Consider the following 25,176-nt stretch of genomic DNA (forward strand, 5'->3'; position numbering starts at 1 on the left):
CCAAAATGAGTTAGTAAAAGTAATCTTTTTTGTATTTTTACCATCGTTTCTCATCGCTTAAGTCTTCCCATAACATGGCTCGTTTACTAATTGCCTTATTACTTGTATCGCTTGTGGCTCCGGCCTTTCGTCCGGCACTGCCCTCTACAGACCGGGTTAAGCCAGGCATACCGACTTCAGTGGCTGCTGAACCGGTAAAACTTTCGTGGGAGGTTCTCCGCGATGTTACCTTCAAGAAAAAGTGGTATGCAGAAGAGTCTGTTTACATGCTTTATCCAACATTTGGACAAGGTATCCAGAAGTTAAACGGTAAAGTTGTTGATCTGACGGGCTATGTACTACCCGTTGACCTGGAATCGAACATATATGTATTGTCGGCCTTTCCATATAGCGCCTGCTTCTTTTGTGGCGGTGCAGGACCAGAATCGGTCGTGTCGTTGAAATTTAAAAAGTCAGGCAAAAAATTCAAAACGGATGAGCGCCGTACTTTTCGTGGCACGCTCAAACTGAATGCCGATAATATCTACGAATTGAACTACATTCTGGCTGATGCCGAAATGCTTGAGCAATAGTTCATCAAGTAGCATAAAACAAACCCCCGATCAGCCAATGACCGGGGGTTTGCTTTTTAGATTACCGTGAAACAGAAAAGCTGCTCTTATTAGAAGCAGCTTTCAAAAAAGTACTGTGGAGAATATCGGAGTCGAACCGATGACCTCTTCCATGCCATGGAAGCGCTCTAGCCAGCTGAGCTAATCCCCCATTAAACCGCTATTGTGCGTTTTGTGGATGCAAAGGTGAGAAAAAAAACTACGTTTCACAACTAGAAAGTCGCTTTTTTTTGAATCTTCGGCCAAGTGGCTACCCACGTTTAGACAAGATTTGTTTTGTATTACCAATTGCGTAGTTTTGGTAATACTTCCGACACCCACATGCACACAGTATATATTATATATAGTCCAACCACTGACCAGTATTTTATTGGCCAGGCCAAAGATCTGAAAATAGCCTTGTGGCAACACAATGCTAAAACAAATCCGAATACCGCTGGCGGAAAGCCTTGGGAAGTCCGATTCTCCCAGTCATTTGACACGAGAAATGAGGCATTGAGTCTGGAGATGAAGCTAAAGAATAAAGATCGAGCCCATTGGGAAGAACTCATCAACAGCACACAGCCAACGGTTTAATCACTGTCTACCAACAAAAAAGCGCTCTTAAGGAGCGCTTTTTTGTTGGTAGACAGTATCAAAATGGACGTAGTGCCTTCACAAACCGCCCTTTAAAGTAATCGGTATAAAGATTATCCTCCCGAACACCCCGCGATGAAGACGCGTGAATAAAACGGATATTCTGAACTCCATTTACTTCAGTCACAATGCCCGTATGTGATACATAACCGGCCTGACCCTTATCAGGAACAAAGAAGATTAAATCCCCCGGTAAGATCTCGGCAACTTCCACTTCGCGCCCCACTTCCGACTGCTGCCAGGAAATACGGGGCATTTTTAAACCAACAGTGTTAAAAACGGCATAGACCAGCCCGGAGCAGTCAATGCCATCCGTCGTGTTTCCTCCAGAGCGATAGGGCGTTCCCGTATAGGTTCGGGCAATTTTGACCACTTCGGGTACGTACCGGTTTTCGTAGGTGCGACTATCGACTACCTTACCGGCCGATTTAGCCGGGGGACGGGATGGTGTTTTACCCGTTGGCGTTCGGTTGGCAACGGTACGCGATGAAGATGGGCGACGGCTAACGGACGGGCCAGAGGAGCGGAGTGCATTACAAGCCGTAAGTAGCGACAATAAACAGGTACTCAGCAGTACGGGACGCAAAATGGCCCGAGACCAGCGTTGTTGCATACAGAATTGGTTAGGGTCAAGGTAAACTATGGTTTAACGACACGATTTAGTAGACTATTGCAACCTATTAAATTTTCATAGATAATGCAATCCGTTTACGAGCCTTATCGACCTCCATCACTTTAACACTTACTTTCTGGTAAACTTTAACAACAGTATTTGGGTCGGAAACAAAATGATTGGCCAACTGTGAAATATGAACCAAACCATCTTGCTTTACACCAATGTCGACAAAGGCCCCGAAGGCAGTAATGTTTGTCACAACGCCAGGCAATACCATACCTTCGTGTAAATCATCGACGGTTCGAACACGGGCATCATAATCAAAGACCGAAAGCTGTTCCCGTGGGTCGCGACCGGGCTTGGCAAGCTCCGCCAGAATATCGCGCAGCGTTGGTAAACCAACGTCATTCGTTACATACTTCTCAATTTTTATTTGCTGGCGTAAGTCCGGCCGGGCGATCAGATCTTCCACACGACTACCAACCTCTTCAGCCATTCGCTCCACAACGGTATACCTTTCGGGGTGAACCGCACTATTGTCTAAAGGATTCTTAGCCCCTTCGATACGTAAAAATCCCGCGCACTGTTCAAAAGCTTTTGGTCCTAAGCGAGGCACCTTTTTGAGCTGATCGCGGGAAGAAAATGCCCCATTAGCCGCTCGGTAAGCCACGATGTTTCCGGCCAGTTGCGGCCCTAAACCAGACACATACCGCAGCAAATAAGCGCTGGCTGTATTGAGGGAAACACCAACCTGGTTTACGCAGCTCTCGACAACGGTATCCAGACTAGTCTTTAAGTCTGTTTGGTCGACGTCGTGCTGGTATTGGCCTACACCGATGGATTTGGGGTCGATTTTTACCAATTCGGCCAGTGGGTCCATCAATCGCCGGCCAATGCTGACAGCACCACGAACAGTTACATCATGGTCAGGAAACTCTTCGCGTGCTACCTCGGAGGCCGAATAAATAGAGGCCCCCTGCTCACTGACGATAAAAACGGGTTTATCGAGTTTAAGGGATTGGATGAACTCTTCCGTTTCACGTCCGGCAGTACCGTTACCAATGGCAATAGCGTCAATCTTATGTTGAGTCACCAGTTTTTGAACGGTTTGTATAGCTTGTTGCCGCTGGGCTTCCGAATGCGACAAATACAAAACCGTGTCAGCCAGAAGATTCCCCTGCGCATTGAGGCAAACCGTTTTACAACCGGTACGAAAACCGGGATCTATGGCCAGAACACGTTTCTGGCCCAGGGGCGCACTAAGCAATAACTGGCGCAGGTTATCGGCAAAAATCCGAATAGCTTCATGATCCGCTTTCCCTTTCGACATATTAGCGAACTCTGTTTCGAGCGAAGGCTTCAATAGACGCTTGTATCCATCACGAATTGCCAGAGCCATCTGCTCCTTACAAGCAGGCGTACCGGAGCGTTCGGCAACAAACTGCCGTTCGAGCCGTTCAATTGCGGCCTCTTCATCAGGTCCGATACTTACAGACAGGAAGCCTTCGGTTTCCCCCCGGCGTAAGGCCAGTAAGCGGTGAGAGGGCACCCGGCGGAGGGGTTCGGCAAAGTCGAAGTAGTCTCTATACTTCACACCCTCTGTTTCTTTGCCTTTTTTGACGGTAGAACGAATGATAGCCTCTCGCTCAAAAAGATTACGAATGCGCTGTCGAGCGTCGACGTTTTCGCTGATGTGCTCAGCCAGAATATCACGGGCACCCTGCAAAGCATCGGCGGCAGTGGCAACGGCATCGGAAAGGTACCGCTGAACAAGCCGGTCGAGAGAAGCCTCCCGCTGGGCCAGGATTATATTGGCAAGTGGCTCCAGACCACGCTCAATAGCCATGGTAGCACGTGTTTTACGCTTTTGGCGAAAAGGCAGATAAAGATCTTCCAGATCGGTAAGCGAGTCCGTCGTTTCCAGTTTACGGCGCAGGTCGGGTGTGAGTTTTCCTTGCTCATCAATAGACTTGATTACGGCTTCCCGCCGTTTATCCAGTTCGATAATCTTTTGGCAGGTGTCCTTAATCTGGCCGATTTGGACTTCATCAAGAGGGTTTCCGTTAGATGCGGTCTGTTCCTTCCGGTAGCGGGCAATAAAAGGGACTGTGGCTCCGCCGTTGAGTAGTTCAATAGTGGCGGCTACTGATTTAAGGTGTAGGTTAAGCCGGGCGGCAACGCGTTGGTCAATCGATTGGGTCATACTAAAACGAAGTAGCCTTTTCCTTTCGCTCTGAGCCTTGGCTCGGCTCGTGGAGCCTAATTAAAATGAATAGTGGACAAGCTCATGGCAAAACGAAAAGGTTCTACAAAAATGGCTTCCGGAACCGACAGGGCAAAAAAAAACATGCCAATTGGCATGTTTTTTACAACGGTTGTCTTGGTATATCTTACGATTAAGCCATTTCGACGTTTACGGCGTTTAAGCCTTTCTTACCGCGTTCGACATTGAATTTAACTTTGTCGTTTTCACGGATTTGGTCGATGAGACCGGAAGCGTGTACAAAAATGTCTTCGCCACCGTCATCGGGTTTAATAAAACCAAACCCTTTGGTTTCATTAAAGAATTTTACAGTTCCTGTTTGCATTGCTATTTTAAATTTAGGCGAAGGACGGTACAATAAATTTGATTTCCAAATGTATTTGTAAGATTTTACGATATACTTTAAAAAAAATTTACCACCGGTATCTTCTGTGTATTTATATACAAGATAACTACTTAAGCGTACAAGGATGTTTATAACCACAATTCGCCTGCTTTCCGGTCAAACATGTGCTGTAAGCAAGTTTACGGCCCCTTAGAAAATTATCCGATGAGCGTTAAGTCCGAAGACCTAACCTTCTTTTAGCAAATTTTCAACTTTAAGCGAATCCTGACTGTAAATCTCCCGTCTAAAAAAATCAGGCATATGGGACTTATTTACAGGCACTTACCTACTTAGGGTAGTCGAAAAAATGAATCAGGTTATTCACTGTACTGTATTTTTACAATGCTGTCGCGCTACTTTCCCTATTTTTACTGCTTCAATTGGATACAACTAGAGTGAACATTGATGTAACTTCATTCATGCGGGTAGTGGGTATTATTGGGGCATTACTGATCGGGGGGCTTAATGTAGCTTCATCGCAGATAGTTAGTAGCGACTCCGCTAGTCCTACTATTTATTCATATTGCCAGCAATTTCAGACCCTGTACACACAAATTCGGGAGCAAAGCATCACGCCTGATTCAGCCCGTAAGCAATTTAGCTATATTATGCGTGGTTTGCAAACACGTTTCCACAGCATGGAAAGCTACAGGCAGGACTCTATTCAACGGGATAGCCTGCGCAAGACAAGTCAGTATTTCAACTTTCCGATACGAGGTTACAGCGTCAGTGCCATTGGCGGAACACACGGGGAAGGTTACCGGAGCAATGGGTTTGATCTGTTCGACTATACAGTACGCGGTAGCCACCCAGCCCAGGATATTTTCATCAGCGACCGCAATCAGGATAACATTGATGATCGGACGGGCAAACCGGTAGATATTCTAGCCATGAGCCGAGGGCTCGTGCTGGCGATTGAAACGGCCTGGAAACCCGGCTCTGAATACCGGGGCGGTAACTGGATATGGGTCTATGACCCCAACCTACACGGCTTATTTTATTACGCACACAATAGCGAGGTAGAAGTAACACCGGGCCAATGGGTAAGTGCCGGTGAGAAACTCGCCGAAATGGGCCGTAGCGGTTTTAATGCCTACAAAACTCGCTCCCCTACACACCTCCACCTGATGTACTTGCAAATAAAGCCCGACGGCTTACCGCAACCCATGAATACCTACGAATGGCTGTTGACGGCAAAGCAGTCAAAATAATGTGTGATATATTTTGTAATACATCACGCTGATACGGCCTGCATGGCTACGATTCGCGTACGAGATTGACGCCCGTAACAAGGAAAATCATGCCAACGATAAAGGGAGCGGCCGACTCAGCTTTAGAAACATGAAGGCCCAAGACAGGCTTCCCCTCGGATAGAAAAGCCACCAGGGCAAAAAGTACGACAACTACACCGAGAATGGTGAGTGATGCACCAAAGAAGCGCCGAAAGCTGGTATTGTTATTCTCCATAAGATTAAATTAACTGTTATGTTATACATCTATTTAGCAGGTGTCAGGCCACGTTTACGCCCTTCTTCGAGTAAAAAAGGATAAGCAGCCCCGAGCGAATTAGGCACAACGCCGTCCAGAATTGCTTCACGGAGCACCGTTTTAATTTCGCCAACCTCCTTCGACGGGGGCAAGCCAAACGTTTCCATAATTAACTCCCCCGTTATGACGGGCTGAAAGCTCCGCAGTTTATCCCGCTCTTCGAGGTCATGCAGCTTCCGCTCAACCCGATCAAAATTACGAAGGTGTTTTTGCACACGCTCATAATTCTTTGAGGTAATATCAGCCCGGCAAAGTGCCATAAGTCCTTCCAGGTCATCACCGGCATCGACCAGAAGCCGGCGCAGCGCCGAGTCTGTAATTTGCTCCTTGGTCAGGGCAATAGGCCGTAAGTGCAGGCGTACAAGTTTCTGTACAAATCGCATATGCTCGTTCAGAGGCAGTTTCATAGTTCGAAAAATGCCGGGTACCCAACGTGCACCCAGATCTTCGTGCCCATGAAATGTCCAGCCAACCTTTTGATCGAAACGCTTGGTAGCAGGTTTGGCAATGTCGTGCAACAAAGCCGCCCACCGCAGCCAAAGTTCGTTTTCAGCTTCGCCAGGATATTGATTCCGATCGGCCCGGTTGGCGATGTTATCGAGCACCTGAAGTGTGTGGTAAAAATTATCCTTATGGCCTTTCCCTTCGATGGTTTCGACCCCTTTCAGCGCTACCAGTTCAGGAAAAATCCGGTCCAGTAAGCCTGCATGATACAGCAGCTTGAAGCCATAGGAAGGAATAGGCGATAGAATAATTTTATTCAACTCATCGGTTACACGTTCGCGCGAGACGATGTCAATGCGCTCGTTCATGCGAACAATGGCATCGAACGTATCCGGCTCAATATCGAAAGTCAATTGCGAGGCAAAGCGAATCGCCCGCATCATCCGCAGGGGGTCGTCGGAGAAAGTAATATCCGGGTTTAAGGGTGTACGGATTATTTTTTTCTTCAGGTCTTTTAGCCCATCAAACGGGTCGAGAAGGTCGCCAAAACTACTCTTGTTGAGGCTTATCCCCATGGCATTGATGGTGAAGTCCCTACGATTCTGATCGTCTTCCAGACTACCATCTTCAACGATGGGCTTGCGGGATTCGCTTCGGTACGACTCTTTCCGGGCACCTACAAACTCAACCTCCCATTCTTCATCACCCTGCACGGACCGCAGCATAGCCGTACCGAAGTTCGGGAATACCACTACGTGCGCGTCTAGTGCCTTGCCAACGGACTCCGCCAGTGAAATACCGCTCCCAATACAGACTACGTCAATATCCTTCGAGGGACGTCCTAAAATTAAGTCCCGCACAAATCCGCCAATGACGTAAGTCTGCAAACCAAGCCTGTCCGCCTGTTGAGAAATAACATCAAAAACCGGATTTTTATATAAGGTGTCGCTGAAATTCATGTACAGATTGCTGGTCGACAGATATTAGCCATTCGTTTGGAAAAGAACCTTCCCGAACCATCGACTAAAGACCGCGACTTATTTTCTTATAAAACTAACTTCCCCATTAACGGCCAATCGCATAATGCGCGGCCGTTTGGGCATGCCGGGGAGGGTTCCAAATCGTTCCACAATGAGCGTTTCGGCAGCCGACGGTAGTATCAGTGATTCCAAAGGAATGGATAACAGTCCTCGCCCAAAACTACCGATCAGTCGTTGTAACTCCATGTTTAGCGCCCGCCGAACAGCTATTTCGCCCATAGGCTGACCCGTTTGCTGACTACCTGCCGATTGCCACATTAATGCGGCAACATTCTTACCCTGATCGTAAACGACGGTTAACGGATTCTCGGCAAATTCAACCAGATCATATGCCACATCCGGAACCTTGGCAACGTATAACCCCAATTGGTCGGTATTCTGAATGATAACCGTTGGTTGCAGAGCAGCGGGCATAACCGATTTCAGGGTTAACAACTCCGCAACGGCGGCTTCGTTGACGGGATCGGCCACAACAGACCAGCCCGTTTCGTCGGCAATGGCAATGAGTTTCCCCTGTCTTAGCTGGTATGCGATATCGCGAATGCTCGTAGTCATAAATAAACAAACCGCAAAAATACAGGAAGTTTGGTGAAAGACGGTCAGTTATTGGGAAGATAGCTGTCAGGCTTTCCCCCAACAAACAAAATAGACGATGGAATGTTGAGACTTTATGCAACACAATTCTTAGTTGCGTGTATTCATTCACACACTGGCTTACCATTCGTGCTTCCATGACATCTGAACCTCTACGTCCTCATTATCATCAGTTTTCTCACTCCCTGCTTTCGTTAGCCATTATTACGACTGCAATCTATTTGGGTCAGGATATCCTGGTCCCTCTGGCTATGTCGGGACTAGTTGCCGTTTTGCTTCGGCCGGTGGAGGATAGGCTGATTCGACTGGGCATGCATAAAGTTATTGCGATTAGCCTGGCCCTATTGCTGGCTATTATCATAGTGGCTGGTGTAGCCATAACCCTTTCGATGCAACTCTCCGATTTTGCGGATGACTTGCCTAAAATCCGGCAGAACCTGGCCGACTTTTTTAGCGATGCCAAGCGATGGGTTCGGCGTGAGTACAATGTGAGCTACCGACAACAGGAGCAATATCTGAAAAAAGCCCAGGCACAAACACTCGACAGCCTACAAAGCCCAGATACACTCGGTTTCATTACGGGACCGCTGGGAACGCTTACGCTGGTGCCTATTTACGTCTTTTTGCTTCTCTATTATCGAACAATGCTGCTGCATTTCGTCGTCGTACTTTTTGCCGAAAAACATACCGAAAGAGTGCGTGAGGTATTGGGCGAAGTAAAGTCAGTTATTCAAAGCTACATGGTGGGTTTACTGATCGAGACAGCCTGTGTAGCAGCCCTTAACTCTGTCGGCTTACTCATTCTGGGCGTACAATACTCCATTCTGCTGGGTATTATGGCAGCTATACTGAACCTTGTGCCCTACATTGGCGGTCTGGTAGCGACAGTACTGACGGTGATCATCACCTTTAGTAACAATCCGGAAACTTCAGTCATCCTGGGTGTTGTCGTTGTTTTCCTGGTGGTACAGTTCATCGATAACAACGTGCTTGTCCCGCTTATTGTAGCCTCAAAGGTTAAGGTCAACGCGCTTGTATCTATCGTGGGCGTACTCATAGGAGGAGCGCTGGCGGGCGTTTCCGGCATGTTTCTCTCCATTCCCGCTATCGCGATCCTGAAAGTGATCTTCGACCGTGTTGAAAGCCTTCGCCCATGGGGTGTACTCCTGGGTGATCAAACCCCTGAAGAAGCGGGCAGCAACTTATTTCGTCTACCCCGACGACGACGAAAACCTAAAATCGATGAAGTGAGCGCTTAACTGTACAGCTTCTTGATGACTTCCTGTTGTGTTCGCATGAAATGCTGGCGATCGGCGGATTGACTCAAAAGCGTGTTCGGGGGAAATAAGGAGTGCTGGCTGTAGCTTTCGGTGTACAGTTCCGGACGCTGACGAGCCAAAAGGTTCCCAATGGCAGGACGTTGCCGAAACTCGCGCAAAGCTGCCAGGTCAATATCGGCATTCGCCACGATACTCTCTCCATGAGCCGCTTCGGCCAGTACGATACCTCTGGGATCAATAATTCTGGACCCTCCATCGGTTGTATTGCCCGGCAACACACCACCAACTATCCCGCCCGAGTTAGCGGATACAACATAGGCCATGTTCTCAATTGCCCTTGCCTGCTTGGCAATATTTTTCTGCGTAAGCAGCGGACTGCTGATTTCAGCTGTTGAATGAATGAGAATCTCAGCTCCGCGCATGGCCAGGCACCGCGCTACTTCCGGAAAGAGGATATCTTCGGAGGCAAGGCAAGCCAGATTGCCAATGTTGGTTTTCACTACCGGAAACAGCGAGTCGTACCCATACGCATCTAAATACAACTGCCACACATCGTGCGGTGTGGGGGTAAACATAGCGTTCAGTCGCCGGTACCGCAGGAGTACATCACCGCTGGGGCCAATTATAAAATTGGTTTGAAAGTAAATTTCAGGAAAAAATGGGTCCTGTTCGTAGACATTACCCGAGAAGTAAATCTGCTGACGCTGTACCATGGCCCCTAATGCTTCGTAGATACGACCATCAATATCCAGAGCCGCTTTTTCTCGCCATTGGTCTACCGTTTCATCTATGGGCGGTCCGGTCAGGAAAAATTCAGGCGCAACGATCAGCAACGTATCGCGACCAAGCATCCCAACCGATGCGGCAATCTGACGTTCAATTCGCTCAATGGTTTGAAGCATAACGGCTTCTGCCTCTTCACGGCTTTGGCAGTAGTTTATTGTCTGACAGGTTAGTTGCAGGGCAAGTGCTTTATAAGACATCGATTAAGTGGGTAGGAAACTGACGGTTAGGTTGTCAAAATAACGGGTTTCCGGTGAGAAAACCGCTAATCCCGGACTTTGACATTAGTAAGGAACAAATCGAAGGTTTGGTTGCTTAAGTACTAGGTAGCTAGCGAATCACCTCCGCTTGCTTTTGGCATGAGCTACCTGGCCTAACGGTATCACTTGCCGTTCAAGGGCTTTTTACGGGAATAACCGCATTCATTACATTCATTTTATATACATGACCGTTGACGTACTGGCCATTGCGGCCCACCCCGATGATATTGAAATGAGTTGCGCCGGCACCATTCTTTCGCTCATTGAGCAGGGGAAAACTGTAGCTGGCATTGACCTGACACGGGGGGAACTGGGTACCCGTGGTACACCCGAAATCCGATTGCAGGAAGCCACCGAGGGAGCACGTATCATGCAGTTGTCGGCTCGGGAAAATATGGGTTTCCGCGACGCTTTTTTCCGAAACGATGAAGAACACCAGCTCGCCCTCATTCCCCTCATTCGTCAATTTCGTCCTGAGATTGTCATCACCAATACGCCCGACGACCGCCACCCCGATCATGGTCGGGCTTCGGAACTTGTGATTGACGCCTGTTTCTATGCTGGGTTACGGCAAATAAAAACGGTAGGTAAAGATGGGCAGCCACAGGAAGCCCACCGACCGAAGTTCATTTACAGCTTTATACAGGACCGTTCGTTAAAGCCCGACTTTGTTGTCGACATAACGCCGTATTGGCAGGGCAAGATAGCCGCGATCAAGGCTTACAAAAGTCAGTTTTTTAACCCCTCCAGTAACGAGCCGGAAAGCTACATCTCAGGAGAGCCCTTCATGAAATTTCTGGAGTCCCGCTCCCGGGAGCATGGTCACATGATTGGTGCAGAGTTCGGCGAAGGATTTATCAGTCGGAGAATGCTGGGGGTAAATAATTTATTTTCCCTGATCTAAACGCGTTGGGCAGTTATACGGGCTACTTCTGGGTAGCCCTTTTTTACGCATATCCGTTAAGGACAGACAATTTTGTAGAATGTGTAACTAAGAGTAAAAGCAGTATAAGTGTAACTATCTTTAAGCGCTGGATTGCCCTGTGCCACTTTGGTCAATGCACTTCCGAATGTGGCATCGCCTAAACCATCGAGGTAATCGTTTCGCATGAAACGCGTACCGAATTCTACACCTACACTCCAGGGCCGCTTAATTTCATATTTGATGCCAACACCCACGGGATACGTAACGACTCCCCCAACTTTTATTACCGCATTGGTAAACCGGCTGAGGCCAATCCCGCCGAACACATACGGTGTCCAGTTTTTGGCCTTTGGCAGTGGTTTATAGTTCAGAAAATTATATTCGAAATCAATTTCAACGGCACTGAGATTGGTACGAAATGAATAATTACGTGCCTGCTGAAACGGGTCCCGACTGGCCTTGTCCTCTCCGCGTAAGCCACCCAGAGAACCAGTACCCCGGATCGAAAATGAACGGGTAGCGTTGTAACGAAAGAACAAGCTTGCCGCAGGTCTGTAAAATCGGGGATTTAGCGCCGGAGACACATCTCCTTTGTAGAGCATACCGCCCAGCCCACCCCCAATCTCAATCTTTTGAGCCTGTACTCCCAGGCTGATAAAAAGCCCGGCTATGAGAAGCCGGGCTGTCTTTAGATGGTATTGATTCATAAATAAGTTTAAGCAATCAACGGGCCATATTCAGTTCTCAGGAAAAATAGGTAATTGAACCGATTTGCACACAGAAAGCGACGTACCCTATAACTAAACGCCTGCCGGTTACTTGGTTGGCGGACATTTAATTTTACCGGGTATGATATAATGGATCGAGAAATTGGTCAACAGATACCCGTCATTGAACTTACCATCATCACTACGCGTAGGTCGGGTCAAGGCATCAGAAATTGCTGCTTTCATTTCGGGGGTGCCGTTGTCAAACATGTTCCGTAACACATCGTAGCGAGCCGGTGGATTTTTATAACGGGCAGCGTTTTGCTCAAATCGACGATCCGACATGATCGTTCCGACTCCCTGCTGGGTGGCGGGGTCAGCGTAGGCTCCGGAGCCTACATCGTCAAGATAGTCGGTAAAGGCGTAGCGGAAACCTATTTCGGCGCCTACGTTAAAGTTATCGTTCAACTTATACCGAACGCCAAAACCCACCGGAATCGCCAAGGTAACGAGCGAATAGGGCTTGTCGCGGCCGGGCTGGCCTTGTCCTTCGGTATGTAACGGTTGGAGTTTCACCCATTTTTGGGCTTCATAATCGCCATTATCAGGGGCAGCAGGGGTACGAGCCTCCGGGCTGTGCGCTACCAGGGCCAGGCCGCCGAAAATATACGGGGTAATCCGGGCGCGGGAGTTTGAGTTTCGGCCATCTACAATAAAATTATAGATACCGGTAACGGCGAACTCTTTCAGATCATTTCGAAAATGAAGGTTCCGGGCATACTGAACCAGGTTCTTCTCGATAGTGGTTTTATTGAACGTGTAATCATCCCCGGTGATGCGTGCCCAGGTAAAGGTAGCCCTGGCGGCAAAATGGGGCGTAAACTGACGTGTATACCCAAGGCCAACATTCCATCTTGGCAACGTAGTCAATGTTCTTAATGGTTGCCGATAGCCCGCTAAATCACCAAAGTAAGTAGATGTCCCAACGCCAAATGAAACGGACGAATAGGGAGCAAAACGAGGATTCGGCCGTCTTTGTGCCAGACTTTCTGTGACTGAGCTGGTCAGCAAACAGAATACCGCAGCGCCTGTAACTAGCTGTTTATAGTTATTCATACTCTTTAAATGCGTGAATCAACCCAGTCGACCCCAAAGCCAACCAATTCCGAAACGGTAGGGCTATCACTTTTATTGGAGTTGGATGGTAAAAATTATGATAAAGCAAAACCTACTAACGTACAAAGGTATACTCCTGGGTGAACTCAATGAAGTTACTTGTCAATTACGGATGTCCCACCCCCAATTCAGCTTACTGCGGAGGGTATTGAGAAAATTATCATCGCTGAGTTTAACCAGCCGCGCTTTAAAGGCTTCTTTCTGAACACTAATCCGCACCGATGTGTCGACGGTAAACGAACGCGAATCCAGTGCCGCTAAAAAATTACCACTCCGGCTTTCTACCTCGAAGGCCAACTGGCAACTGTCCATCACAATCATGGGTCTAACGTTGAGGTTGTGCGGGCTTATTGGCGTTATAATAAAACTTTCCGTTTGAGGCAGCAGAACAGGGCCGCCACAACTGAGCGAGTAACCCGTTGACCCCGAAGGTGTTGAAATAATCAGCCCGTCAGCCCAGTAAGAGTTCAGGAATTCACCGTCGAGGTACGAATGAACCGTAATCATCGACGAGGTTTGGGTGCGCGTAATCGTGAAATCATTGAGCCCAAATGGCAGATTCCCGAAAATATCCTGACTGGATCGTACACTGACCAGGCTCCGCTCATCAATGGTATACTGGTTGTTGAAAATAGCATCGATCATCAGTCGGACCGATGCCGGCGCAACGGTCGCCAGAAAGCCCAGCCGGCCAATATTGATGCCAATGATGGGAATCTGATGAACGCCTACGTGGGTAACAGCATCGAGCAGGGTGCCATCTCCCCCTAAACTAAAGATAAAGTCGGCATCGCTGACCCCTTCTTCGACCGTATACGTTGCCTGGCTGTAATGAGCCACACCCATGGTATCCAGGTACTCGCGGTACCCCTGTGAAATCAGCACATCGACCTGCCGCCGGGACAGTTCTTCGAACATCGATTGAATGTAAGGTCGCGCTGATTCGGGAAAGTTGCGCCCGTGAATGGCGATTTTCATAAAAAAGTAGGGAGTAAGTGGTAAGCCTATAAGTGGTAAGTTATAAGTGGTTGACACAAAAACAACTCCTGCGCCAACCACTTATAACTTACCACTCACGAACCTATCACTCTTTATGTATTAAGGTAACGAAGCAGTAGGTCGAGTCGCTCCTGATCAATACTTTCGACGGGGGCGTTGGCAAAGGCGGCTTCAATCTGATAACCAAACCGTTCGAGCGTAGATATGACGGGGGTAATGTCCCGCCGATTGAGCTTGAGGGTCAGCCGCGAACGATCAGGCATGCCATAGGCCGCACTGGAAAAATAACTGCTGATTATTTTCACGTTATTCGACTCGACAAGGCGACTGATTTCGGCCATGGAGTAGTCCCGTTCGTTCATATTCAGGATTAGAATAGCGCCCGCTTCCTGTACGCCCAAATCCTGTGCAAATTTTTTCAGTAATTCGCTCGTTGCGATAGTGCCTGTAAATTCCCGCCCCTCACCAAGCACAGCTATCACTTCCATCTGATGCTGGATGGCTAGTCCCAGTACTTCAAAAAGATGCTGGTTTTCCAGCACGTACATTTGTTCAAAGAGGCACATTACATTGCTCAAGGGACGGTCGTCGTCGGCAACATCCATCAGCAGTTCTTCACTCACGATGCCCCGGTATTCGCCCTGATCTGTCAGTACGAGTTGCCCGACACGGTGTTCTTCCATCCACGCCAAGGCCTGCCCAACCAGGTCGGTTGGCTTCAGAGCCGGAAGCATGGGATCTATTAGTTCGGCAGCCAGCATAAATAATCGATGTCGTTTAACAACTGAAACTGTTCGCTGAAAACTACAGAAATTCCTGCATAGTTTTCAAGATTTAGTATAGTGAATAAAACGTACTGCCTCACTACATGTAGTAAACCTACGCTATTAACTCAATAACCGGATGTTTGGCTAGCCAGTTATCCAATAATTCGTTGAAGCGGTCCGGGCATTCCATCATGGGCGCATGGCAGCACTTGTCAATGAAGTACAATTCAGAACCCGTAATCAGCCGATTAAATTCATGTCCTACCTCGGCGGGTGTTATAGTATCGTTCAATCCCCAGACAAGCAGCGTGGGTACCTGAATCTTGTGCAGATCCTTCGCTACATTGTTGCGTTGTGCCGACTTGGCAATGGCCACAATACTCATGCATTTAGGAATGCTGCTGGTTATCTCGAACACTTCGTCGATCAGCTCCTTCGACGCTACCTTCGGATCATAGAACGTGTAAGCAACGCGCTCGGCAATGTAATCATAGCTGCCGCGTTTGGGAAATGAGCCGCCCATGCCGTTCTCAAACAGTCCCGAGCTTCCCGTCAATACCAGTCGCCGAATCTGTTCCGGGTTTTTAAATGTATACAAGATGGCCAGGTGCCCGCCCAGTGAGTTGCCTAACAGGGTCATATCATACAGGGACTTCTGGACAACAAATTTCTCAATATAAGCGACTAACCCCTCCAGACTAGCTTGCCGGATGGGCATTTCATAAATTGGCAGCAACGGAATGATAACCCGATACCGGTCCGAAAATGTATTTATAACGCTATCCCAGTTACTGAGAGCACCGAACAAGCCATGTAATAGAAGTAATACTTCGCCCTGGCCTTCGTCTACATAACGGAATCCTGCTTCTTCCCGAATCTGATAGTTCATGCGTACTGCGCGGTTAAAGGTGTAGTCAAGTCGTTTATTTTATGTATTAACCGAAGAGAATCAATCCAGTTTTGGATCAACATCATTCCATGTTGCGTCAAGGCGGCTTCAGGATGAAATTGAACACCCCAAAGCGGTAATGTTCGATGACGCATGGCCATTAACTCATTCTCTTCCGTTACGGCCGTAGGTACCAATTCCTCGGGAAGGTCTGTCAGAACGAGCGAATGATAGCGTGTTACGTCAAACTCGGCTGGCAATCCCCTCCACAAGCAGTCTTTTTTGAGCGTTCGAACCGTTGATACTTTTCCATGCATGGGCTTAACAGCCCGGCCCAACGTTGCTCCGAAAAACTCGCCCAGTGCCTGATGCCCCAGACACACACCTAACATAGGTACAGACTGGTGATAATAGTCGATAACCTCCATGAGCCGGTTTGCCGCTCTCGGCGTACCCGGCCCCGGCGATAGCACTACGGCATCCACGCGCTCGCTGACGATATGGCTAATGGGTTCATCATTCCTGACAACCCGACAGCGGGCACCAGCCTGCTGGAAGTAATCGACCAGCATGTACGTAAATGAATCGAAGTTATCTACCACCAACAGCTTCATACCGCAATAACGCAATTCAGTTGAGCAAAATTAATATTTCTAAAAAAAACCAACAACTTTTATTTTTCTACAACTGATTGTCAGTATTTTAACTTATCAATAACTTGCAATTATTCAATTTTTATTAAAATAATACTACCCAAATCAAACTTGGTTCATTGAATGGCAGACGTAGCGTTTAAATTTGATTTTTATTTATCAACCAAAGCGTTCGCGGTATGTCCCCAGATTTATCCAGTTCCGGTAATGGATCAACCGGCAGACCTGTTCTGATTATTGGTGCCGGTATGGCAGGTCTCGCCTGTGCTGTTTATTTAAAGCAAGCGGGTATTGAAGCAGTTGTACTCGAAGCATCCGACGGGGTTGGCGGTCGGGTTCGTACCGATACCGTAGACGGCTTTCGGCTCGATCGGGGGTTTCAGATTCTATTGACAGCTTATCCGGAAACAAAACGGCTGCTTAACTACAATGCGCTGGATCTGCAGTATTTCCGGTCCGGTGCACTCATTCATCACCAGACGCCCACTCCCGAATGGATGACCCTGCTGAATCCGTTTCAGGAGCCGCTTTCTATTTTTAAAACGCTGGCATCGCCGGTTGGCACCTTTGCTGACAAGCTTCGCATCGTGGAACTTCTCCGCCGAACACAGGAACTGCCTATCGACGAACTTTTCCGGCAGACCCCCATTACGACACTGGATTTTCTGCTCAACATGGGCTTCTCCGGGCAAATGATCGAGCGATTTTTCCGGCCGTTTTTCGGAGGTGTTTTTCTGGAAGATGTACTCACGACCTCCAGCAATTTCTTCGAGTTCTGCTTCCGGATGTTTTTTATTGGTGGAGCAGCTATTCCAGCCAATGGTATAGAAGCGATACCAAATCAACTGGCCAGTAGGCTGGCGCCCGTCCAGATTAGGTTGCAGACGCCCGTTACACGGATTGACGGCCATACAGTTCACCTCAACTCGGGCGAAACCCTGACCGGACAGGCCATTGTACTGGCTGTCGATGCGGCTCAGGCGGCTCAGTTAACAGGTCGTCCGTTACCGACCGAGCAGGCATTCAACCACACAACCTGCACGTATTTCGCCGTTGGCCCAAACCAGTTCACGAAACGTCCGCCAGAAGAAAAATTGCTTTTACTGAACACGCACCGAAGTTCGGCCGTGCATAACGTGGCGATTTTGACCGATGTAGCACCAACCTACGCGCCAGCCGGGCAAACCCTGGTTTCGGTAAGTACCCAAGGCCTGGTTTTGCTGGATGAAGCCGCCCTAACGGCTAAAATCCGTACCGAACTGGTCAATTGGTTTGGCGAAGAGGCTAACCAATGGCGGCACCTGAAAACGTATCATATCCCACAGGCTTTACCGGCCTACACGCCTGAACAAGCCGGCAATGACGCAATCCGGCACTCCCTGAAACTAGCGGATGGCCTGTACCAGTGCGGGGATCAAACAGCTTACCCATCCCTCAATGCCGCCATACAAACAGGCCGGCAAGTGGCGGAGATGATTAGTGAAGCCGCGTAGTGGTAAATGATGAAGTGGTGAAATGAGTGAATTAGTAATTGTACTACTCCACTCACTCCACCACTTCACTGTTTACCAACCCACTACTTCACTATCTACCAAATGACTGATCGAGGAAGAGGTAGCGCGCCCGGTTTTTCTCCGTTTCCAGACGCGTATTAACATCTATATGCATGTATTGCACACTGTTGCCCGTATTAGCGGCAGACCACTTGGGTAAGCCCGGCCCGTTTGGATTCCCGGTTTTAATGAAATTGGCGAAGAAATTCTGCATCACCTCCGATACTTTGTAATCGTCGGGTGTCCAGGCATACACTTTGTTAGAGGCTAGATTGCCCATCGCATATTCGATTTCGGCCGAGTGTACTGCTCCGCTGGCAGGTGCCACTTTCATCGCATTTGCGTCTGTCGATTTCACCACACCTCCCGCTAAACCGGGAGCAGCATTGCCCATGGCGGGCGTCATGGCCGGACGAGGCCGCGAATAGTAATACCGGTAAACGGGTTTACCACCGCCGGTTTTAGCTTGCATATCGGCCCATTTCCAGGTGCTGTAGGCCAGAAAACGGTCGCTGGCCAATGCCGTAGCCGACTCCAGTATTTCGGCCTCCGTAGAACCCGGATATAATTTCTGTACCTCATCGGCCTTGTCGTTATAGAGCTTTTTCAAGGCATTCGCGTAGTTTTCGGGCGTTGGCTTTTCCTGGCCCATCACGGCCCGGTAATTCATCTCTTCGGAATTCCAGCCAACCAGCAGGGGCACGTGAGCCTGTTCGCCAGCGGCAAAAATCTCTAATGGCAGCTTCGGAAAGAAATAGCCGTCGATGGTCGACGTAAACCAAGGGACACCAGGCTTGGCAGTTGCTTCGAGCAGCTTCTCGGCTGGCATTGCCCGCAACTCAGCCAGGGTATTGGCTCCTGCAGCCTCCGTCGCAAACTTGGTACCTGCCTCTTCGCCTTTGGCCAGCGACGTTGGCGGAAGCCCACCCAGCAACGAACCACTTTCGCCGATAGCCTGTGCAAACAGCCCTTTCGATAACGGCGAAACCATCAACGCACTAACCGAAATTGACCCGGCCGATTCACCGGCAATCGTTACCCGATTGGGATCACCACCGAAAGCGGCAATGTTCTCCTTCACCCACTTGAGCGCGGCAGCCTGATCAAGATACCCATAATTACCCGACGAATGGTTCGGCGATTCTTTTGTCAGATCAGGATGGGCGAAGAAGCCAAACACACCGAGTCGGTAGTTTACTGTTAAGGCTACAATGCCTTTACGCGCCATACTTTCGCCATCGTAGCGAGATTCAGAACCGTCACCAGCAACAAAGCCACCCCCGTAGAAATACACCAGAACGGGCAATTTTTCATTAGCCGACTTGGCAGGCGTCCATACGTTCAGATAGAGACAATCTTCGCTCATGCCGTTGGAGCGAAACCCCATATCGCCAAAAATTGGCCGTTGCATCGCGCGGGGGCCAAACTTATCTGCTTTATGTATACCCTGCCAGTTTTTGACCGGCTGGGGCTCTTTCCAGCGTAAGTCACCTACAGGCGGTTGCGCAAAAGGAACACCTTTGAAGGCGCGGATGCCACTCGGCTCAACGACGCCCTCCACAATGCCGTTGGCCGTTTTGGCTTGTGGAGCCTTCGCTGACTGGGCTGTAGCCAGATGAGCCAGCGAAACAGTGGATAAAACAAGGAGAAACAGGCTTTTCATGATTTAGTAGTTAATCTATTTAAAAATGGACATAATGCCTGTATCGCCTGATTTAACTAGTCAGAAAGAAGACAGTACGACTATTGTCTCATTTTGCGACAATAATAAAAAACTAAACCCAGACCTCCCAATTTTTTGTTACTTGCGTTTTCAATTTAATCCCTATGTCTCATCAGTTGTCTCCAGAAGAGATAAGCTTCGCCGGACTTGACTTCCTGCCGGGCCTCGCGCTGGATTTTGTTGTGTTTGGATTTCATGAGAGCCAATTGAAAATCCTGTTGCTGGAATACCGGAACACGGGCCTGTTTGCCCTACCCGGCGGGTTTATCCGGCAGGATGAAAACCTGAATGATGCGGCCCGGCGGGTACTGGCCGAGCGCACCAGCCTGACCGACATTTTTCTGGAACAGTTCTATACATTTGGTGACCTCGCCCGGTACGATGTTGCCCCTATGCGGGCCATCATGGAAGCCAAGGGCATCACCCCTACCAACGACCACTGGCTTCTGCGCCGGTTTGTGTCTGTAGGTTATTATGCCCTGATCGACTTCACCAAGGCGATACCCATTCCCGATTCGCTGTCTGATACCTGCGCTTGGTATGAGCTTACGGCGCTGCCCCCGCTTATTCAGGATCACCGGCTCATTGTTCAGAAAGCGTTGGAAACGTTACGAGCCGACCTCGACCGCAAGTTGATTGGCTTCAACCAATGGGCAGCCCCGCTCCTATCTGACGTATTTACGATGGCCGATCTGCAACGCCTTTACGAAACAATCCTGGGTCAACCCCTGCACCGCTCCAGTTTTCAGCGAAAGATGCTTAGTTTGGGAATTTTACAGCGGCTCGATAAAAAGTACAGCGGTGGAGCCCATAAAGCGCCCTATCTGTATAGATTCGGGCCTAACAGTACTTCCGGATAGGGGCAGTCAGCTGTGAATCGCCTGCCTTACCAAATGCTTTGCTGTTCTTTTCATGCGTGGACGTGTCTTTTTCCGGTATAGTTTGCTAGCGCTGATTGCGGTGCCTATTAGTTATTTGTGGCTTTTTCCGCAGGTAATCCGGTGCATGCGCGTCCCTTATTCGGCAGATTTCCGGCTGCTTGAGAAAACCGGCAACGTATACACCAGCCGCAAAGCCACCACCAAGCAACTGGCCCAGCTTCATGAACATACGCAAACGGCCTACCAGCGCATCCGGCGATTTTGGGGAGACAGACAGGGAACGGCAACCTTAATTTATTGCCCTGCCCAGGCTGAGTACGAGACCTACTGCGCCGGGGGCGAAGGAGCCGGTTGCAGTATTGGCACTCCCTGGAGCGCGTCGTACCTTGTGCTCGGGCCAGATGGAAATAATACCGATGTGATAGCCCATGAGCTTTGCCACGACGAACTCTTTTCGCGGCTGGGCTGGTGGCGGGTTAAGCGGGAAATTCCGCAATGGTTCAACGAAGGCCTTGCGCTAATGGTCGATTATCGATTCAGTAACCCATCGGTATGGGAACAACCCGACAGTCTGTCGCAAGCCGATGCGCTTGTCGACGAGACTCGCATGGAATCATTTTCGCATTATCCAATGATGAAACTCACCGACCTGGAATCCACCCGCGATTTTTTTGGCGGCAGTTACATACACACCATGCTGGCTTACGAAACCGCAGCCGCCGAAGTGGCCCGCTGGCTGGCCGTTGTGGGGCGGGCAGGGGTGCCAACGCTTACCAATGCGATCAAAAACGGGAGCGGGTTTCGGCAGATGTACCAACAAATGGAACGGTCCAAACGAGAACGAGCGAGGAAGCCCGGGAAGCGGCTTAACAACTAAATAGGCACTTAACGCACACTGGCTATACGGCCGCCCTTCGCTACGCTGGTTATTTCCGGGGGCAGATGAACCATAATCTCCTGCTTCAGGGCATTGATTAATTGACGTTTCAGGAAGCTGCGGTGCATCACAATACTAACCTCGCGTACCGGAGCGGGCGCATCGAACGGTCGAAGTCGTGCCCGGCGGGCAGCGTCCATATCAAGCGTGGCGAGGTAAGGAAGCAACGTAAACCCATCCTGCCGGTCAATTAGCTTAATGAGAGTTTCGAGCGAGCCGGTTTCATAACGCAAAGTCGTCTTTCCGTTCGCGTGGCGGTCGGCACCACACAGATTCATAACCTGCGTGCGGAAACAGTGGCCTTCGGTCAGCAGCCACAGCCCATCGGAAAGCAGATCGGACGACGATACCGACGTTTTATCCAGCAAAGGATTTGAATCCGCAGCATAGGCCACGAAAGGCTCCTGAAAGAGCGGTATTTCCGTGATTCCGTTCTCTTCCAGCGGGGTCACCACCAGCCCGACATCGATCAGGCCATTCCGAAGCTTTTCGACAACGTGCTCTGTTACCAGTTCCTGAATATGTACCGATACGGCCGGGTACTTCCCCACAAATTCACCAATGAAGTAAGGCAGCAAATAGGGAGCCAGGGTTGGAATAATGCCAATTCGAAAATCTCCCCTGAAGTCTTCTTTCGACTCACTAACAATTTCGGGAATACGCTTGGCTGCGCGCAGTACATCCCGAGCCTGAGCCAGGACCGCCTGTCCGGTTTCGGTAGGGACAACGGGTTGCTTCGAGCGGTCGAACACCAGAATACCCAGTTCATCCTCCAGCTTCTGGATCTGCATGCTGAGCGTTGGCTGTGTTACATGACAGGCCTCGGCAGCCGTTGCAAAATGCCGGTACGTATCTACCGCAACAATATAATCGAGTTGAGTAAGGGTCATTAATGAGTTGGTAAGTGGTATCTGGTAAGGAACTAACGAAACGAATCCATCCTTGTCGTATTTTTGCCGCTCATACATGCGACTCAACCGTCTTGACAGCAGTTTTTAATCTGAAGTAACTGCAACTTACTCGTTATCATCCTTGTTTTTCCTACCATGGACGTTTCTGTTTTACAACAACCCGTTTCCGCCCCAAAGATATACGGTAAAACGGGCGTTTTAATCGTTAATCTGGGGACACCCGACAGCCCCAACGTACCCGACGTGCGCAAATACCTGCGCGAGTTTTTGCTGGATGGACGGGTAATTGACATCCCCCTTGTTCCGCGTTCCCTGCTCGTCAATGGCATCATTGCTCCATTCCGGGCACCAAAATCGGCTAAAGTTTACAAAGAACTGTGGACCGAAACGGGGTCACCGCTGAAGTATTACGGGCACATTGTTGAACGGGAATTGCAACAGGCACTTGGCAATCGGTACGTAGTCAAATTAGCCATGCGTTACCAGAGCCCCAGTATTGAAGCCGGTTTAAGTGAGTTCCAGCAATTGGGGCTAACGGACATCATCGTTATTCCGTTCTTTCCGCAGTATGCTTCAGCATCAACGGGATCGGTGTACCAGAAAGTGATGGATATTGTCAAGGAATGGCAGGTAATTCCGGGCATCCGCTTCATCAATCGGTTCCTGGAGCATCCCAAATTCATTGAGGGATTTGCGCAACTGGGCCGAAAATACATGGCTACGTACGACTACGATCATTTCCTGTTCAGCTACCACGGACTGCCCGAACGGCAAATTCGAAAGGGCGACGTAACCAAAACGGTTTGTAAACTTGGCGATTGCTGCGATTCTCTTCAGGCCATGAACCAGCATTGCTACCGGGCGCAGTGCTTTGAAACGACACGTCTGCTGGTCAAGGCGCTCAATATCCCCGAAGGCAAATACACAACCTGTTTTCAATCGCGGCTGGGCAGCGATCCCTGGATCAAGCCCTATACCGACGATGTGATCAAAGCCTTACCGGGCAAAGGGGTGCATAGCGTCCTGGCTTTCTCGCCCGCTTTTGTTGCCGATTGCCTGGAAACGACCATTGAAGTGGGCGTTGAATATAAAGAGATGTTTGAGGAAGTTGGCGGCAAGCACTGGCAACTGGTCGAGAGCCTGAACGATAGTCCGATCTGGATTGAAACGCTGGTCGATCTGGTGAAAACTGCCTGAGCATCCAAAGCAGATTTCGGCAAAGAGAAATTATACCATTCAGGGTTTAAGCGAAAACCCTATATATACTTCATTACAAAAGCCCGCTTCTTGTCAAAGAGAGCGGGCTTTTCATTACGGCAGATACAGCACTAAAGTTGATAAAATATCATCAATTGCAATAGGTCTATAGGCACTTTTTATCCGTATGCTGAAGCAATACAGCAGCGTTATGACTCATTGCTACCAGGCTGTAGACGCATTTGTATTCTTAAACTGTAGACTAAAAAGAATGTTCATCTTTCCTTACCGGCTGGCTACAAGTTTTGCTTTGGGTGTAAACCGTTCTACTTTGTGCTGAACTGGCTTCAGCGACCGCAGGTACTCGTACACAGCCCCTAAATCCTGTTCGCTCATATCCGCAAGTACCGTCCAGGGCATGACCGAATTAAACTCTCCTTCGTGCACCGTTGGCAGGGGTTTGCTCTTATCGGCGTAGGCTTTGAACCGGGCAATAAAGGTTGCTTTTGTCCAGCCCCCGATCCCCGACTTATCTGCGGTGATATTCATGGCCCGAACCGTACCCGTTGGTAGTGGAAATTCGCGTCCACCGGCAAAATCCATTCCTGGCAATGGTGCGCCCTGTGCGTCGACCGGTGTGTGGCAATCGCCACAAGCGGCAAAGGTGGTGATGTATTTACCATACGCTACATGGTCTGCCGTATCGGGGCGGGTTCCCGGCTCACGCTGGGCAGGCATGGTATTGATGATGAAATTCATCGGAAAATCAGACTCAGATGCCGGAACATCATTTTTGATCGGCTTCAGGGTTCGTAAATAGGCAATAATATCGTTGATATCAGAAGGGGCCATCTGCGCGTAACTCATATACGGCATGACTGGAAAGAGGGCATGTCCATCGCGGCTGACACCGGTTGTGATCGCCCGGTAGATTTCGCCGTCAGTCCATTCACCAAGATGGTCAGGGGTTAGGTTACTGGCGTAATAATTGCCCGGGAAGCCCATTTCGCGCAGAAAAGGCTCTCCGCCCTTCCCTTCCGTACCCGCTATATTCGGACCGGTCAGTTTAGAAAAATCGCGGGAGGAATGGCAATGCATACAGGAAGCTACATGATTGGCCAGGTACCGGCCATGCTCGACCTGGGCTGGCGTGGCTTTGATACTCACTTCAGGAGCGGCTTCAACTGCCGGCAAACCAAGTTTAACATAGGCCAGTGCACTAATAACAAGAAGAACAAAGGCCCCTACTAGACCCAAAACAATCTTTACAATTCGTTTTTTCATTTTTTTAGTGATCGTGGATTTTCAACAATTTCATAGAAATCTTTGAAAATTACGTCACAATGTGTGTGAACGGTCGGCAGACCTGAAAAACACAAAAAGAAGCCTGCCATTCGC

25 protein-coding genes and 1 tRNA gene are annotated in these 25,176 nt (G+C 49.2%); 9 read left to right on the top strand and 17 right to left on the bottom strand.

Annotated features, from left to right (window positions below):
- Positions 1-74: 74 nt before the first annotated feature.
- Positions 75-572: a DUF3299 domain-containing protein gene (locus ACYVJM_RS18875; protein ID WP_461149782.1), complete on the top strand. Its 498-nt coding sequence runs from the start codon at positions 75-77 to the stop codon at positions 570-572.
- Positions 573-688: 116 nt separating this feature from the next.
- Here the strand turns inward: ACYVJM_RS18875 and ACYVJM_RS18880 are convergent.
- Positions 689-762, bottom strand: a tRNA-Ala gene (locus tag ACYVJM_RS18880).
- Between the two features lie 170 nt (positions 763-932).
- Here ACYVJM_RS18880 and ACYVJM_RS18885 point away from each other — a divergent pair.
- Positions 933-1,187, top strand: a complete 255-nt coding sequence (locus ACYVJM_RS18885; RefSeq protein WP_461149783.1) for a GIY-YIG nuclease family protein — start codon at positions 933-935, stop codon at positions 1,185-1,187.
- Positions 1,188-1,245: 58 nt separating this feature from the next.
- Here the strand turns inward: ACYVJM_RS18885 and ACYVJM_RS18890 are convergent, their stop codons facing one another.
- From ACYVJM_RS18890 to ACYVJM_RS18900, 3 genes are all read right to left on the bottom strand, one after another.
- Positions 1,246-1,860 carry a C40 family peptidase gene (locus ACYVJM_RS18890; protein ID WP_461149784.1) on the bottom strand — a complete coding sequence of 205 codons (615 nt, stop codon included), beginning with the start codon at positions 1,858-1,860 and terminating at the stop codon, positions 1,246-1,248.
- 67 nt (positions 1,861-1,927) lie between these two features.
- Positions 1,928-4,066, bottom strand: a complete 2,139-nt coding sequence (locus ACYVJM_RS18895) for a Tex family protein (RefSeq protein ID WP_461149785.1) — start codon at positions 4,064-4,066, stop codon at positions 1,928-1,930.
- 193 nt (positions 4,067-4,259) lie between these two features.
- On the bottom strand, positions 4,260-4,451 hold the full coding sequence (locus ACYVJM_RS18900; protein WP_012925283.1) for a cold-shock protein: 192 nt from the start codon (positions 4,449-4,451) through the stop codon (positions 4,260-4,262).
- A 479-nt stretch (positions 4,452-4,930) separates the two neighbouring features.
- Here ACYVJM_RS18900 and ACYVJM_RS18905 point away from each other — a divergent pair, with 479 nt between their 5' ends.
- Entirely contained in the window at positions 4,931-5,722 is a 792-nt protein-coding gene (locus ACYVJM_RS18905) for a M23 family metallopeptidase (RefSeq protein ID WP_461149968.1), read from the top strand.
- A gap of 46 nt (positions 5,723-5,768) precedes the next feature.
- Here the strand turns inward: ACYVJM_RS18905 and ACYVJM_RS18910 are convergent, their stop codons facing one another.
- The 3 genes from ACYVJM_RS18910 to ACYVJM_RS18920 form a co-directional block, all read right to left on the bottom strand.
- On the bottom strand, positions 5,769-5,978 hold the full coding sequence (locus ACYVJM_RS18910; protein ID WP_012925281.1) for a hypothetical protein: 210 nt from the start codon (positions 5,976-5,978) through the stop codon (positions 5,769-5,771).
- A gap of 29 nt (positions 5,979-6,007) precedes the next feature.
- Entirely contained in the window at positions 6,008-7,462 is a 1,455-nt protein-coding gene (locus ACYVJM_RS18915; protein ID WP_461149786.1) for a CCA tRNA nucleotidyltransferase, read from the bottom strand.
- Positions 7,463-7,540: 78 nt separating this feature from the next.
- On the bottom strand, positions 7,541-8,098 hold the full coding sequence (locus ACYVJM_RS18920; RefSeq protein WP_461149787.1) for an L-threonylcarbamoyladenylate synthase: 558 nt from the start codon (positions 8,096-8,098) through the stop codon (positions 7,541-7,543).
- 176 nt (positions 8,099-8,274) lie between these two features.
- On the opposite strand from ACYVJM_RS18920, the gene ACYVJM_RS18925 reads away from it, so the two are divergent.
- The gene (locus tag ACYVJM_RS18925; RefSeq protein ID WP_461149788.1) at positions 8,275-9,396 is read left to right on the top strand and encodes an AI-2E family transporter; all 1,122 of its coding nucleotides are present in this window, start codon (positions 8,275-8,277) and stop codon (positions 9,394-9,396) included.
- Here ACYVJM_RS18925 and ACYVJM_RS18930 read toward each other — a convergent pair.
- The gene (locus ACYVJM_RS18930) at positions 9,393-10,400 is read right to left on the bottom strand and encodes a nitrilase-related carbon-nitrogen hydrolase (protein ID WP_461149789.1); all 1,008 of its coding nucleotides are present in this window, start codon (positions 10,398-10,400) and stop codon (positions 9,393-9,395) included. The two genes, ACYVJM_RS18925 and ACYVJM_RS18930, sit on opposite strands and share 4 nt — an antisense overlap.
- Before the next feature lie 244 nt (positions 10,401-10,644).
- Here ACYVJM_RS18930 and bshB1 point away from each other — a divergent pair, with 244 nt between their 5' ends.
- The gene (gene bshB1 / locus ACYVJM_RS18935) at positions 10,645-11,364 is read left to right on the top strand and encodes a bacillithiol biosynthesis deacetylase BshB1 (RefSeq protein WP_461149790.1); all 720 of its coding nucleotides are present in this window, start codon (positions 10,645-10,647) and stop codon (positions 11,362-11,364) included.
- Between the two features lie 56 nt (positions 11,365-11,420).
- Here the strand turns inward: bshB1 and porG are convergent, their stop codons facing one another.
- From porG to ACYVJM_RS18965, 6 genes are all read right to left on the bottom strand, one after another.
- Positions 11,421-12,092 carry a type IX secretion system protein PorG gene (porG, locus tag ACYVJM_RS18940; RefSeq protein WP_461149791.1) on the bottom strand — a complete coding sequence of 224 codons (672 nt, stop codon included), beginning with the start codon at positions 12,090-12,092 and terminating at the stop codon, positions 11,421-11,423.
- 108 nt (positions 12,093-12,200) lie between these two features.
- Entirely contained in the window at positions 12,201-13,208 is a 1,008-nt protein-coding gene (locus ACYVJM_RS18945) for a DUF6089 family protein (protein WP_461149792.1), read from the bottom strand.
- 162 nt (positions 13,209-13,370) lie between these two features.
- Complete coding sequence (locus tag ACYVJM_RS18950; RefSeq protein WP_461149793.1) at positions 13,371-14,246, bottom strand: NAD kinase; 876 nt, start codon at positions 14,244-14,246, stop codon at positions 13,371-13,373.
- Positions 14,247-14,359: 113 nt separating this feature from the next.
- Complete coding sequence (locus ACYVJM_RS18955) at positions 14,360-15,028, bottom strand: CBS domain-containing protein (protein ID WP_461149794.1); 669 nt, start codon at positions 15,026-15,028, stop codon at positions 14,360-14,362.
- Positions 15,029-15,146: 118 nt separating this feature from the next.
- Positions 15,147-15,923 carry an alpha/beta fold hydrolase gene (locus tag ACYVJM_RS18960; protein WP_461149795.1) on the bottom strand — a complete coding sequence of 259 codons (777 nt, stop codon included), beginning with the start codon at positions 15,921-15,923 and terminating at the stop codon, positions 15,147-15,149.
- Positions 15,920-16,537 (bottom strand): anthranilate synthase component II, encoded by a 618-nt coding sequence (locus tag ACYVJM_RS18965; protein ID WP_461149796.1) that lies wholly within the window; start codon positions 16,535-16,537, stop codon positions 15,920-15,922. The genes ACYVJM_RS18960 and ACYVJM_RS18965 overlap by 4 nt, the downstream gene beginning before the upstream one ends.
- A gap of 218 nt (positions 16,538-16,755) precedes the next feature.
- Between ACYVJM_RS18965 and ACYVJM_RS18970 the strand changes: the two genes are divergently transcribed.
- On the top strand, positions 16,756-18,069 hold the full coding sequence (locus ACYVJM_RS18970; protein ID WP_461149797.1) for a protoporphyrinogen/coproporphyrinogen oxidase: 1,314 nt from the start codon (positions 16,756-16,758) through the stop codon (positions 18,067-18,069).
- Positions 18,070-18,160: 91 nt separating this feature from the next.
- Here the strand turns inward: ACYVJM_RS18970 and ACYVJM_RS18975 are convergent, their stop codons facing one another.
- The gene (locus ACYVJM_RS18975) at positions 18,161-19,792 is read right to left on the bottom strand and encodes a carboxylesterase/lipase family protein (protein WP_461149798.1); all 1,632 of its coding nucleotides are present in this window, start codon (positions 19,790-19,792) and stop codon (positions 18,161-18,163) included.
- Between the two features lie 164 nt (positions 19,793-19,956).
- Here ACYVJM_RS18975 and ACYVJM_RS18980 point away from each other — a divergent pair, with 164 nt between their 5' ends.
- Positions 19,957-20,712, top strand: coding sequence for an NUDIX hydrolase (locus tag ACYVJM_RS18980; protein ID WP_461149799.1), 756 nt, complete (start codon positions 19,957-19,959; stop codon positions 20,710-20,712).
- A 52-nt stretch (positions 20,713-20,764) separates the two neighbouring features.
- Positions 20,765-21,610, top strand: coding sequence for a hypothetical protein (locus ACYVJM_RS18985; protein ID WP_461149800.1), 846 nt, complete (start codon positions 20,765-20,767; stop codon positions 21,608-21,610).
- Positions 21,611-21,618: 8 nt separating this feature from the next.
- Here the strand turns inward: ACYVJM_RS18985 and ACYVJM_RS18990 are convergent, their stop codons facing one another.
- On the bottom strand, positions 21,619-22,560 hold the full coding sequence (locus ACYVJM_RS18990; protein ID WP_461149801.1) for a LysR substrate-binding domain-containing protein: 942 nt from the start codon (positions 22,558-22,560) through the stop codon (positions 21,619-21,621).
- Between the two features lie 156 nt (positions 22,561-22,716).
- Between ACYVJM_RS18990 and hemH the strand changes: the two genes are divergently transcribed.
- The gene (gene hemH / locus ACYVJM_RS18995; RefSeq protein WP_461149802.1) at positions 22,717-23,778 is read left to right on the top strand and encodes a ferrochelatase; all 1,062 of its coding nucleotides are present in this window, start codon (positions 22,717-22,719) and stop codon (positions 23,776-23,778) included.
- A gap of 285 nt (positions 23,779-24,063) precedes the next feature.
- On the opposite strand, the gene ACYVJM_RS19000 is transcribed toward hemH, so the two are convergent.
- Positions 24,064-25,062 carry a cytochrome C gene (locus ACYVJM_RS19000; RefSeq protein ID WP_461149803.1) on the bottom strand — a complete coding sequence of 333 codons (999 nt, stop codon included), beginning with the start codon at positions 25,060-25,062 and terminating at the stop codon, positions 24,064-24,066.
- Positions 25,063-25,176 lie beyond the last annotated feature (114 nt).

The sequence above is a fragment of the Spirosoma pulveris genome (assembly GCF_054781875.1).